Source organism: Algoriphagus namhaensis (assembly GCF_042649705.1).
GTDB lineage: Bacteria > Bacteroidota > Bacteroidia > Cytophagales > Cyclobacteriaceae > Algoriphagus > Algoriphagus namhaensis.
Map to the genome: position 1 here is coordinate 406,483 of NZ_JBHRZS010000006.1, position 12,578 is coordinate 419,060.

Consider the following 12,578-nt stretch of genomic DNA (forward strand, 5'->3'; position numbering starts at 1 on the left):
GTGTTAAGGTTGTTTGGGTAATTTGGAGGAATAATGTAAGCAAAAGAGCCAGTAAATGCCACTTTATTTTGCCCTTCGGGCCAAAATTTCCGCCAACCAATCTGCATGAAGCCTTCGGAGCTCTTCCAAAATTTCAGGATGTTCATTTGCCAGATTTTTCGATTCAGTTTCGTCCATCTCCAAGTTCACGAGATACAAAGAGTCAGATTCTGAGAAACTTAGCTCCTTCGTGGGATCTCTGGGATTTCCCAAAAGTTTCCAATCACCCTTTCGTACCGCCCAAGAATTTGTGGTGACTTCCGGATTTCCAGTGGCCCAAAACATCGTCTCATGAGGAGAGGAAGAATTTTCGAAAATTACCTTTCGCAGACTAAATCCATCCAAATCACTCGCCTGAGCCAAATCCACCTGAGCCAAATCAGCCAGGGTAGGAAGCCAATCCACCGCACCTGCCCATTGCTCACGAACTTCGCCCTGAGGAATTCCTCCCTGAGGCCATGAAATGATCGCTGGCACACGGATTCCTCCCTCTAGCATGCTAAACTTTGCGCCAGCATAGGGCCCTGCATTTCCCCCACCGAAATAGGCTCGCTCTTCTGCGCTATGCCCATGATCGGATTGGAACACGATGATGGTATTGTCCAATTGTCCAGATTGCTCCAAATGATCCAGCACATTTCCTACCAACTCATCCATGGTGGAAATAAAGGCTGCATATTCTCTTCTTGGACTTTCCAATTCTGCATAATGTTCAAGCCAGCTCGCCCGACCTTGATAGGGATAGTGGGGCATATTGATTGCCCAATACACAAAAAACGGGTTTTCCCCAGCCTGGGTAAATTGCGTCAATTCCTCCACCATCAAATCTCCAAAAAACTCACCCTCTCGATAGATTTCCTGTTCATTCTGGTACAGATCGTGAAGATTGGGCCCATTCCAAAAAAAGAAGTGAGAGTAATTATCAATGCAACCTCTTTGATGCCCAAAGAAATAATCGAAACCCTGACCATTGGGGAGCTTCTCCGGAGTGTGGCCCAAATGCCATTTCCCAATCAATGCAGTCCGATAGCCTGCGGGTTTGAATAGCTCCGCCATGGTCACTTGCTCGGTTGGCATGCCTGATTTCCCTTCTGGATCATTGTTTGGAGTATCCACATTGCCATAGAGCCCCGCATTGTAATTGTACTTGCCAGTCAAAAGGCCCGCACGAGAGGGCGAGCAAACTGGGGCCACGGAATAAAACTGAGTAAAACGAACCCCGGCAGCGGCCAACCGATCCAGATTTGGCGTGGCCAGATCTGTACTCCCATAGCTATTCAGGTCCAAGGTTCCTTGATCATCCGTCAAAATGACCAAAATATTTGGAGGTACGGATTCTGGGGCTTTTTCGGAAGGTGCTTCGCAAGCGATTAATCCTGCCAGGAAACTGGCGATGAGATAGTTGACTTGTTTCATTGCTTTTCTTCAAGTGTGTAAAAATCTGGATTTTCTGCCCCAAGCTGTTGATGGCTTTCGACATGAGTGAGCAATTCCAGCACGATTTCGGGATGATCTTTGGCCAGATTGTATTTTTCCGAAGGATCCGTATCCAAGTCAAAAAGCAAAGGAAGGGGGTCCTCAAAGTGCTTGTTGCCTGTTTGGCTATGGGTTCGAATATGAAGCTTCCATTTGCCCTTTCTCACTGCAAAAACAGTATTGTCAAAGCCATAATAGAAAAAAGTACGTTCCGAGTCTTGGGTCATTTCTTCTGACGAAAACAAATCTATTCCATCCACCACTCGATCCACAGGAATCTCAGCTCCCACCAATTTGGCTACCGTGGTATAAACATCTTTGGTCGAGGCTATGGACATATTCACTCTGCCCGGATCTACCTCCCCAGGCCACCAGAGAAAGGATGGCTCCCGTTGACCACCTTCCCAAGTGCTTCCCTTTCCATCGCGAAATAATCCCGACGAACCGCCCAGTTCATCTTTTATAATCCAGGGGCCATTGTCTGAAGTAAACCAAACGAGCGTATTTTCCGCCATACCGTTTTCCCGAAGGTAATCCAAAATCTGTCCTACTGACCAGTCTATTTCCTCTATCACATCACCATATTGACCTCTCTTGGATTTGCCCTGGAAAGCCTCTCCCGGATACAGCGGCACATGAGGCATGGCATAGGGCAGGTAAATGAAAAATGGCTCATCCTCACACTTTCGGATAAAATCCAGTGCCTTTTCTGTGTAAAGTGCCGTCAATTTGGTCTGATCGGGATTCAGTTCCAGCGTGTCATTCCCGCTGAGCAAAGGAATATCCGGCCATTTGGGGGGAATCATATCATTGCTATAGGGCAAACCCAGATATTCATCGAAACCATTTTGCAAAGGCAAAAACTCCTGATTGGTCGTTCCCAGATGCCATTTGCCATACATGGCAGTACGATAACCTTGAGCTTTCAAGAGCTCAGCAAGGGTTTCTTCCTTGGGATGAATTCCTCGTGGAGAATCAGGATTCAGCACCCAGCCAAACCCTGATCGCTCAGGATATCTGCCCGTGAGCAAGCCATACCTGCTCGCGGTGCAGGCTGGTGAGGTGGAGTAAAAATTGGTCCAGCGCATGCCCTCCATCGCCATGCGATCCAGATGTGGAGTTCGGATGGTCGGGTGTCCATTGATTCCCACATCTCCATAGCCCATATCATCGGCGAAGAGGATGATGACGTTTGGTTTTTGTTGAGCTGGCGCAAAGCTCATACTCAAGAGCATAAGCAGTAAAGCCGAAAGAGTTTTTTTCATCATTCTTTTGTTAAAACACCTATTTCCGCCGCAGTGGATGCATTTCCATCCGTGGTTTGCTGGGAGATCAATCGGATATAGCGGGCAGGTTTGGCTTCAAATCTTACTTCCTGCAGGATGGGATTATTCGCAATATTTGAGAATTCACCTTTGGCCACAGCTTGCCAGTTTTCCCCATCTGCACTAACCTCGAATTCATATTTCTGTATAAATCCACTGGGATAGCGAGCCTGCATGGGAAGGTAGGTAAAGCCGCTGAGGGGATAAGATTCTCCTAAGTCGATCTGGAAAATATTGGGATCTGCCGTGGCATAGCTTCCCGGGTTTTCATCGATGGCTTGCTGCAGGTTTTCGCTACTCCAATTTTCTTTGGAAATATCTAGTTGCTCCCGAAGTTCCTCGCTCGATTTGCCAGTCTTTGGATTCTTGCTTAGGGCGCGAAGAGTAAGTGCAGAATTTACCGGAATTGGGTTTTCGTACAAAATACTAGGCTCCGAACCATCCAAAGAATAATACACCTGCAAATCCCGATCGGCGGGAACCAGTCGAACCAAACCCGACTTTTCCCGAGTGAATTTGGGAGGCAAAAGCATGGGTGTTGCGTGGTATAATCCCACTTCCGAAATTACCGGAATGTCCTTCCCATCCAGAAATCGAATCCTTACTTTCCTGGCCTTTTGATCCGAAAACTGAAGAATTCGCTTGTAGCCTATCGTAGTTCCCTCCGCAATTTTTTGCCAGCCCTCCTCGCTTTCTTTTTCTAGGACAAAGCTTTTCACTCGCTGCCCAAGTGGAGTAAACTCCTGCACGAGAAGGCGATTAAAGGTGGTCTCTATCCCAAAGTCAAAAGTCAAAGAGGCTTTGTGCTCCCCATCGGGTACGGTCCAATAGCTTTCGTACTCCTCATCGAGTACATTTTGGGCAGTGAAGCTTCGGCCTCTTTCGCCGGAGGCGCTCACCTCGGACTCTCCCAAGAGGTTAAACTCAAAATCTTGTTCTATTTTCTTTCCCAGAGCCAAAATAGCCTCCTCATCCTTTTCATGGATCAATCCTCGCCGGTCCACAGGAAAATTTATCAAAAGGGAGCTATTTCGACCAATACTCTTATAGTAGATTTCCACAAGCTGATCCAGCGTTTTGACCTTGTGATCTTCGTATGCATGGTAGTACCAGCCCGGGCGAATGCTCACATCAGACTCAGCGGGCACCCAGTGCGATCCATTTTCCTGACCGGTAGCCCACTTTTCAGAATACTCGGGCATGCCTGCATAGACAGAGTCGCGATACAGATTCGACCAGGTGGTTTCGTAGGCAAAGCCATGTTCATTTCCTACCCAGCGAACGTCGGGTCCTGCATCGCTGAACAGCATGGCGTTGGGCTGAAGATCTCTGACCAACTGATGTGTGGTGTGCCAGTCGTAGTAGCTAAACTTATCTACTTTTCGGGTTTCATTAGCTCCGCCATACCAGCCGTCGCCGCCATTCGCGCCATCGAACCAAACCTCAAAAATATCTCCGTAATTGGTGAGGAGCTCGCTGAGTTGATTTCGCATATAAGTGATGTATTCCGGCTTGCCATAATCCGGATGATTTCTATCCCAAGGGGAATAATAAATCCCCACTTTCAGCCCATACTCACGACAAGCCTCCACAAACTCTTGGATCAAATCGCCTTTTCCGTCGCGCCAAGGGCTATTATTTACAGAGTGCTCGGTGTAGGCCGAAGGCCAAAGTACAAATCCGTCGTGATGCTTTGCAGTGATGATCAATCCTTTCATTCCCGCTTCGGACGCGATTCTTGCCCACTGACGAGCATCTAAGTCAGTAGGATTAAACTGCTCGGGAGATTCGTCTCCAAAGCCCCACTCTCGATCTGAGAAGGTGTTCATATTGAAATGGACAAATCCATAATATTCTAGACGCTGCCATTCGATTTGCCTTTCGGAGGGGATTGGCAAAACAGGCTCGGGGGGACTTATATCCGGTTTGCATGCAAGGAGGACAAAAACAAGTAGCCAAAGGTGTCGATTCATAGCTTAGGAATTGAATAGGATATTAAGGATTTTGAAGGGGAATAGAAAGTTTAATTTTGATTCCTTATCCCTTTACTTGACCATTGGTATGGAAGGAAATTATGGATTCTAAAAAAGAAAGTAAATTCACGCATGAAGAAAATCTTTACGCTTGTTTTCCTTTGCTTAAGTTGGGCAGCCAATGCACAAATACAACTAGTTTTTGTTGATTCTCAAACACAAATCCCCCTGAGTGGTGTCTTGGTTGTAGGCCCAGATGGGAAAGAGCAAGTCTCAAACGAAAGTGGAGTGGCTAGCTTCCCAGATACTGAAGTACTCTTGTTCACTTTTAGCCTAGAAAATTACGCGAGCATATTACGGAAACTCGGACCTGGCAATCATCAAATTGCCTTAACCAGAGCAGCTACTAACCTCTCCGAGATCACCGTTACCGCTTTTGAAACCGAAAGAACACTTCTGGAGCAATCCGCGGCCATTGCTCTGGTAAGTGAGCAAGATTTTAATCGATTCAACGAGACCTCCATCGTCAATGCGTTCAATACCAAAGCAGGCGTTCGGATAGAAGAGCGTGCCCCTGCCAGTTATCGAGTTTCCATTCGCGGAAGCTCGCTGCGGGCTCCTTTTGGTGTACGAAATGTCAAGATTTACTGGAATGACGTGCCTTTCACAGCCCCAGATGGCACCACGCCCCTGAATCTCCTAGACCTCGCCAATATTCGTACAGCCTCTGTAATCAAAGGCCCGTCTGGAAGTATCTACGGAGCAGGAAATGGAGGAGTAATCAATCTAAACAGCCCTGCAGAAGTGGCAGGAGGCAGAGTTTCCTCCGAGTTTATGGCTGGTGATTTTGGATTGAGTAGATTCAGGTTGGGATTAGCCCAGCAAGTTGGCTCTGGGGGATTTGAGGCTTCATTTGTGAGCCAAAAATCAGACGGCTACCGAGATCACTCCGCCATGGATCGAAAGGTATTCCAACTTTCCGGAGTATTTAATCCCTCAGAAAAGCAGCAAATTCGCACTCAATTGCTGATTTCCGATCTGAATTATCAAATCCCGGGAGGTTTGAATGCAGACCAATTGGCAGAAGACCCCACTCAAGCCCGACCAGGCTCGGCTGCGCAAAATAGCTCAATAGATCAGCAAACGATTTTTGGTTCGCTCGGACAGGAGTACCAATTCACAGAAAATACGAGCAATACCACCACACTCTATCTTAGCACCACCGACTTTGAAAACCCATTTATCTTGGATTACAAAAAGGAACTAGGCTTCAGTTACGGTGGTCGAACCAAATTTGAGTTTAATGACCAGTTGCTAAAAAAGCCCATCCGCATAGTGCTGGGTGCAGAAGCACAGGGAGGAATCACCGACGCGCAAAATTTTGGCAATCGAGCAGGAGTGGCAGACACCATCCGATTCTCGGATAAGCTGCGAGCAAGTCAGTTTTTCCTTTTTGCGCAAGCGGAGTGGAACCTGACGGATGAGCTACTCTTCACTTTGGGCCTTAGCCAAAACTACTCCAGCTTTGAAATCGACCGACAAGTGGATGCTTCCGGCGGACCTTTGGGTGTGCAGAAAAGAACGTTTGATCCTATCCTCATTCCCCGTGTTGCTTTAAATTATAGACTGGGCGAATATTCATCCGTCTATGCCAGCCTGAGCAATGGCTTTTCTCCGCCGACCATCGATGAGGTCCGCACAAACGAGGGAAGTCTGAATCTGGATTTGGAGGCAGAAAAGGGCGTGAATTATGAAATTGGATTTCGCAGAGGCAAAGGGAATTTCAACGTTGATCTCACCGCTTATTATTTCAAATTGGAAGAGACCATCACCACCTTTACTAATGAGCAGGGTGTAGTTCTCTTCCAAAATGCCGGAGCTACCGATCAAAAAGGGATAGAAGCAGCGATCGACTATGGAATTATCAAAAGCAATTCGGGCTTTGTGCGTGATCTGACTATCGGGACGGCCTATACCGGGCAGTTTTTTGAGTTTGTGGATTATCAAAAGCGAGAAAACGACTTCTCGGGAAATGACCTGACAGGGGTACCTCAAACCACCTTGGTCACTCGATTAGATCTCCGCACGTCGATGGGAATTTATGCGAATATCACCCATCAGTACGTCTCTGAAATCCCGCTAAACGATGCGAACACGGTTTACCAGGATCCCTTCGATCTGGTCAATGTTCGCTTAGGCTGGGCCAAAAGGCTAGGGGCTCAATGGGATTTGGAGGCATTTGTGGGGGTGGATAATTTGCTTGATGAAGTCTATTCGCTCGGCAATGACCTCAACCCATTTGGAGGAAGATTTTATCAGCCCGCTCCTGCCGAAAATTGGTATGGAGGGATTAAATTGGCATTTAACTACTAAGCAAATTTTATGAAACGGAGACTTTTGATTTTTACGCTAGTCATTTATTCTTTCAGCTCTGCGATAGCTCAAGAAGAAAAACCCAAATGGGAACCTAGAGAACCAAAGACCTTTAAAACCTCTCATAGTGGAACGTTTGGAGGGAAATCGATGACCTACGATGCGGTAGTTTCAGAGACATTTATTAAGAACTCCGAAGGTGAAGTGACAGGGGCGATGTGGTCGACGGCCTATCTTCGCACTGGCACCAATGTCAATTCGGCCAATAGACCAGTAATGTTTATTTTCAATGGAGGCCCGGGATCAGCTTCCATTTGGCTGCATGTGGGCTTTTTTGGTCCAAAGGTGGTCAAAGTCGATAGCGAAGCCAAAGTGGACGATGGAGCTGCTCCTTTTGAGTTTGTGGAAAATACCCAAGCACTTTTGGACTTGACAGATTTGGTCTTTATCGATCCGATTGGAACAGGATTCAGTGAACTAGAGGGTACAGGCAAAGGAGAAGACTTTTGGGGATTGAATGCAGATGCAAGTTCAATCGCCCAGTTTATGCGAACTTGGGTGAGTAAGCATAAGCGCTGGCAGGCACCGAAGTTTTTGGCGGGAGAAAGCTTTGGTACTACCCGAGCAGCGAAAACCGCCGAAGTGCTTCAGGGCGGAGGTCAAACGATGGCACTCAATGGCATCATTCTTATTTCACAGGCCTTGGACTATGCAGGCTCGACTTCCGTTCCGGATAATTTGACTTCCTTCTTCACCTATTTACCCTCTCAGGCGGTGACAGCCTGGTATCATGGGAAAGCCGGTCAGGGGAAAACGATTGAGGAATTTGCCCAAGAGGCCAGAGACTTTGCTTATGGCGAATATTTGGAAAGCTTGTTTCTCTCCCAAAAGCAAAGCCCTGCACAAAAAGAGGTTATTGCTGAAAAGCTAGCCTACTTTACCGGGCTGGATAAAGGATATATTCTTCGGTCTGATAATCAGATTTTGATGGGAAGATTTAAGAAGGAACTGCTTCGAGAGGAGGGGAAAGTCATAGGGACACTGGACGGAAGATTTTTGGCGAAAGAAACCGATCCCGTAGCTGAAAGCCCCGTTTTGGGTGATCCAAGTAGTTATATGACAGATGCGGCCTATACGGCTGTTTTCAATGACTACCTGCAGCGAGACCTAAAAGTGGAAATGGACCGACCATACTACACTTCTGCGGTAAATATGAGCGGCTGGGACTGGAAGCCTACCTCCGGTGGCTATTGGGAGCCCTCTTACGTCAGCACCGCCCGCTCCTTGAGTGAGGCGATGCATCAGAATACCCAGATGCAGGTACTTGTGGCCAATGGATATTACGACCTGATTACCCCATTTTTTGACTCGGAGTATACCTTTGCTCGCCATGAATTTCCTCAGGAGAGAATCAAGATGACCTATTATGAAGCCGGTCATATGATGTACAATCGCCAAGAGGATTTTGATACTTTGGCTAGGGATATTCGGGAATTTTTAGAAAGTATTCTAAATTAATCGATCTGAGGAACCAATTCACGAACGTTTGATTTATCAAAAGAAAAAAGAATGCAAAGACCTGATTTTAATCCAGAAGAAGTAACCAAAATCATCCGTGGACGAAGATCCATGTTCGTGGCTCAATTCAAGGAAAATGACCCGATCGATGACTCCATCATCGAAGAAATGCTCGAAAATGCACGATGGGCACCTACACACAAGCTCACCCAACCCTGGAGATTTATTGTCTACACGGGTGAGGGCCTGAAGAAATTTGGGCAGTATCAGGCGGATATGTACAAGATGCGAGCAGAAAAGAACGGTACGCCTTTCATCGAGGCTACCTATGAAAAGTTCCTCAACAATCCGCAGAAAGCATCTCATGTGATCGCGATTTTGATGAAGCGGTCTGAAGGGATTCCCTTAATGGAAGAAATCGCTGCCACAGCTATGGCTGTACAGAATATGTATCTCACAGCATCAGCTCATGGTTTGGCTGGGTATTGGGGTACAGGCGGTCCCACTTTTTGGCCTGAGGCAAGAGAAGATTTTGGGCTTGAAGGAGAAGATATGTTAATGGGTTTTTTCTATGTGGCCAAGCCAGCGTCTGATCAGTGGCCGGCTGGAAAGAGAGACTCATTGGACGAAAAAGTAGCGTGGATTAGAGAGTAATATCTCCAATTAACTCATAAAAAAAGCGGTGGAACTTGAAGTTCCACCGCTTTTTTGATTTTCAACTCATTTTAGAATCCTACAAATGCAGGAGGAGTCACACCATTTGATCGAAGATAAGCGATAGCGGCTCCTCTATGATGAGTAGAATGATCATCCATCATGGCAATCACTTGACGTCTTGTAAGGTCATTTCCGAAGGCATTGATTACTTCGGCTCTATCTGCCTCACTGAGTCCAACCACAGCCGATTTGCCATACTCGTATGCTTTGGCAACATACTCTGCAAGCTCAGCTTTAGAAGCGGTGGCTACATCTATCTTTAGTGCTGAAGCATCACTTCCTTTCAATAGTCCTTGGCTTATTCCCACGATCGCAGAAGCAATGTGGTGGATTTGCTCCTTGAAAGACATGGCTTCTGGGTCTGTCTTGTAATCCATTCCCGAGTCGGGCATTGCATTCAAAACGTCAATGGTAAACTGTTTGCCATGATCCCATTTTGTCGCAAATTCAGCCATAGTGGTCTGAGCTTGAAGAGATCCGGAAAGCATAATTGCTGTAAGCAAAAGTGCTCCTGAAAAATATTTAAAAACCTGTTTCATAGTAATGTGGTGTTTGTTTATACGTTAAAGTTGTACTATTTCCACACTAAATCCAATCGAAAGAGTAATTTTAAGCCATGAGAAAATTAGGCCTTTTTCTTTCCTTATCACTCCTGCTAGTAGCATGTTCGGAGAGCTATTTGCCCAAACCTCCAGGATATAATCGCATCGATTTGCCTGAGCGCAGCTTCGAAAGACTTGAGGGTAGCCTGCCCTATTCATTGGATTTTTCGAGCCACAGCCGAGTGGAAAAGGACTCATTCAATCTAGCAGAAGAAAATTGGATTAATCTCCACTATGTTGATTTCGGGGCCAAAATTCATATGACGTACAAGGAAATCGACGGGAAAAACGTCGACTTTAAAACTCTTTCTTCAGATGCTTTCAAGCTAACTGCAAAGCATCAAATCAAAGCTTATGGCATCGAAGAGGCTGTCATGCTCACGCCTGAAGGATATACGGGGGTCGTTGCCGAATTGGAAGGTGAGGTTCCTACTCAATTTCAGTTTTTTGTGACAGATTCCACTAAGCACTTTTTGCGGGGAGCGCTCTACTTCAACACTGCCACTAAGAATGACTCCTTAGCACCTGTCATCGAATACATCAAGATGGACATGGCCCATCTGATGAATTCGGTCAAGTTTGAGAACTAATTAAGCTTTTTCCAGGATTTCAGGACTATTCCTCCACCGGTCAAAGCAATGATGGCACCAATAGTTCCGCCTAGCGTATTTCCATAGATGAAGAAACCAGTAGAGAAAAGAGCGGCATACACCATCACTGAGCCCACAACCATCAGTCCAATTTCCTTCGGAAGCTGACCTATTTCCTGCTTTTCATTGGGGTATCGGTCTAATACTTTCTTCCAACCAAAAGCCGCTGGAGTAACTTTTCGATAGAAACTTAGCAAAACCTCGTCTTTCTCTGGCTGAGTAAGGAAAGTCACCAAGAGCCATCCAATAGTAGTAATGGAAACACTATACACAAGTTTTAAATAAGCTTGGTTTTCAGGAATCATAATCCACTCTACTTTTGGATTGATCACTTCAAAAAAGATCGCGACCACAAATGAGATCGCCATTGCTGAAATCTCTGTGTATGCATTGATTCTCCACCAAAACCAACGAAGAATAAAAATCAAACCGGTACCAGCGCCAATTTGAAGTAGGATATTAAACGCATCCAAAGCACTTGAAAGAGCCAAGGCTAAAACTGCCGAAAGTGCCATCAGGCCAACGGTAGAAATCCGACCCACAGCTACTAATTGCTTATCGGTTGCCTCTGGCTTGACAAATCGAAGGTAAAAGTCATTCACGATGTACGAAGAACCCCAATTCAAGTGCGTTGACAGTGTAGACATTACTGCCGCAATCAAGGAAGCCAGAACAATCCCAATTAGACCCGTTGGGAGAAAAGTAAGCATGGCTGAATAAGCTAAGTCATCTCCCAATTTATCCTCAGGAATATTTGGGAAAGCGGCGGACAGGTCAGAAATGTTCGGGAACACAATGAGGGAACCCAAAGCAATCAAAATCCATGGCCACGGACGAAGCGCATAGTGTGCAATATTGAAAAACAAGGTTGCACCAATCGCATTCTTCTCATCCTTTGCAGAAAGCATACGCTGAGCAATATAACCTCCACCTCCAGGCTCTGCACCTGGGTACCAAGTGGCCCACCATTGAATCGCAATAGGCATCAAAAACAATGGAATGTAAGCGTTAGGATCAGAAAAATCTGGAAGGAAGTCCAGTTTCCCAGCTACATTTTCATGTGTCAAAAGATTGTCCAGAGTGCCAATTTGAGGTAAGTCAATGATGTAATAAGCCGCACCAAAGGCGCCTATCATTGCAATAAAAAACTGAAAGAAATCTGTCAACAAAACCCCTTTCAAACCACCCAAAGAGCTATAAATCACTGTGACAACAGAAGCAATTAGCAAAGTCTCTACGGGACTCAATCCTAGCATTACTCCACCAATTTTAATGGCAGCCAAGGATACGGTGGCCATGATGACAACATTAAAAAATACTCCTAAATATAAAGCTCGGAAAGCACGCAGAAATGCCGCTCCTTTGCCTGCATAGCGTAATTCATAAAATTCCAAATCGGTAGTGACTTCTGATCTACGCCATAATTTGGCGTAGACAAAGACGGTCAGCATACCCGTCAAGAGAAATGCCCACCAGGCCCAATTGCCTGCTACTCCATTCTTTCTTACCAAGTCAGTAACGAGGTTTGGTGTATCAGCTGAGAAGGTGGTTGCCACCATGGATACCCCAAGAAGCCACCAAGGCATATTTCTTCCAGAAAGGAAAAACTCTTTAGCCGAAGAGCCTGCCTTTTTGGAAGTGAAAACCCCAATGAGCAGAGAGACAACAAAAAAGGCAGCGATGATGCCCCAATCTATAGCAGTAACATTCATGGATGGTGGGTGGTTAGGTGATGGGATTATTATTTTTTTTATAAAAGACTAGAGACTTTTTTAATAATTTTCACTAATGTATCAAATTTTAGGGAATTGAAAAATCTTTGCTTTTTGATTTACTCTATTTCAATTGCTTAGCTAAAGTAAGTAACAGTAAAAATTGCAGAGGTCAAATACCGCAAGGGTATTT

The 12,578-nt window shown here is 45.8% G+C and carries 9 protein-coding genes; 4 read left to right on the forward strand and 5 right to left on the reverse strand.

Going from position 1 to position 12,578, the window contains the following annotated elements:
* Positions 1-63: 63 nt before the first annotated feature.
* The 3 genes from ACFOSV_RS05540 to ACFOSV_RS05550 are packed head-to-tail and all read right to left on the reverse strand — an operon-like array spanning position 64 to position 4,813.
* Entirely contained in the window at positions 64-1,455 is a 1,392-nt protein-coding gene (locus ACFOSV_RS05540; protein ID WP_377904223.1) for a sulfatase family protein, read from the reverse strand.
* Positions 1,452-2,783, reverse strand: coding sequence for a sulfatase family protein (locus ACFOSV_RS05545; protein ID WP_377904225.1), 1,332 nt, complete (start codon positions 2,781-2,783; stop codon positions 1,452-1,454). The genes ACFOSV_RS05540 and ACFOSV_RS05545 overlap by 4 nt, the downstream gene beginning before the upstream one ends.
* Positions 2,780-4,813 (reverse strand): alpha-L-fucosidase, encoded by a 2,034-nt coding sequence (locus ACFOSV_RS05550; protein WP_377904227.1) that lies wholly within the window; start codon positions 4,811-4,813, stop codon positions 2,780-2,782. The genes ACFOSV_RS05545 and ACFOSV_RS05550 overlap by 4 nt, the downstream gene beginning before the upstream one ends.
* Before the next feature lie 132 nt (positions 4,814-4,945).
* Between ACFOSV_RS05550 and ACFOSV_RS05555 the strand changes: the two genes are divergently transcribed.
* Genes ACFOSV_RS05555 through ACFOSV_RS05565 form a run of 3 tightly spaced genes read left to right on the forward strand, consistent with a single transcriptional unit; the run spans position 4,946 to position 9,358 of the window.
* Entirely contained in the window at positions 4,946-7,186 is a 2,241-nt protein-coding gene (locus ACFOSV_RS05555; protein ID WP_377904229.1) for a TonB-dependent receptor family protein, read from the forward strand.
* 9 nt (positions 7,187-7,195) lie between these two features.
* The gene (locus ACFOSV_RS05560) at positions 7,196-8,704 is read left to right on the forward strand and encodes a S10 family peptidase (RefSeq protein ID WP_377904231.1); all 1,509 of its coding nucleotides are present in this window, start codon (positions 7,196-7,198) and stop codon (positions 8,702-8,704) included.
* 51 nt (positions 8,705-8,755) lie between these two features.
* Positions 8,756-9,358, forward strand: coding sequence for a nitroreductase family protein (locus ACFOSV_RS05565; protein WP_377904233.1), 603 nt, complete (start codon positions 8,756-8,758; stop codon positions 9,356-9,358).
* Positions 9,359-9,429: 71 nt separating this feature from the next.
* On the opposite strand, the gene ACFOSV_RS05570 is transcribed toward ACFOSV_RS05565, so the two are convergent.
* Positions 9,430-9,960 (reverse strand): DinB family protein, encoded by a 531-nt coding sequence (locus ACFOSV_RS05570; protein WP_377904235.1) that lies wholly within the window; start codon positions 9,958-9,960, stop codon positions 9,430-9,432.
* 77 nt (positions 9,961-10,037) lie between these two features.
* Here ACFOSV_RS05570 and gldD point away from each other — a divergent pair, with 77 nt between their 5' ends.
* A complete protein-coding gene (gene gldD, locus ACFOSV_RS05575; RefSeq protein WP_377904237.1) occupies positions 10,038-10,613 on the forward strand; it encodes a gliding motility lipoprotein GldD in 576 nt (191 codons plus the stop codon).
* Here gldD and ACFOSV_RS05580 read toward each other — a convergent pair.
* A complete protein-coding gene (locus ACFOSV_RS05580) occupies positions 10,610-12,385 on the reverse strand; it encodes a sodium:solute symporter family protein (protein ID WP_377904239.1) in 1,776 nt (591 codons plus the stop codon). The genes gldD and ACFOSV_RS05580 overlap by 4 nt on opposite strands.
* Positions 12,386-12,578 lie beyond the last annotated feature (193 nt).

What these genes read in the sequence shown, in the direction of transcription:
- ACFOSV_RS05540 (WP_377904223.1), bottom strand. Translation starts at nt 1,455, where the DNA reads ATGAAACAAGTCAACTATCTCATCGCCAGTTTCCTGGCAGGATTAATC.
- ACFOSV_RS05545 (WP_377904225.1), bottom strand. Translation starts at nt 2,783, where the DNA reads ATGATGAAAAAAACTCTTTCGGCTTTACTGCTTATGCTCTTGAGTATG.
- ACFOSV_RS05550 (WP_377904227.1), bottom strand. Translation starts at nt 4,813, where the DNA reads ATGAATCGACACCTTTGGCTACTTGTTTTTGTCCTCCTTGCATGCAAA.
- ACFOSV_RS05555 (WP_377904229.1), top strand. Translation starts at nt 4,946, where the DNA reads ATGAAGAAAATCTTTACGCTTGTTTTCCTTTGCTTAAGTTGGGCAGCC.
- ACFOSV_RS05560 (WP_377904231.1), top strand. Translation starts at nt 7,196, where the DNA reads ATGAAACGGAGACTTTTGATTTTTACGCTAGTCATTTATTCTTTCAGC.
- ACFOSV_RS05565 (WP_377904233.1), top strand. Translation starts at nt 8,756, where the DNA reads ATGCAAAGACCTGATTTTAATCCAGAAGAAGTAACCAAAATCATCCGT.
- ACFOSV_RS05570 (WP_377904235.1), bottom strand. Translation starts at nt 9,960, where the DNA reads ATGAAACAGGTTTTTAAATATTTTTCAGGAGCACTTTTGCTTACAGCA.
- gldD (WP_377904237.1), top strand. Translation starts at nt 10,038, where the DNA reads ATGAGAAAATTAGGCCTTTTTCTTTCCTTATCACTCCTGCTAGTAGCA.
- ACFOSV_RS05580 (WP_377904239.1), bottom strand. Translation starts at nt 12,385, where the DNA reads ATGAATGTTACTGCTATAGATTGGGGCATCATCGCTGCCTTTTTTGTT.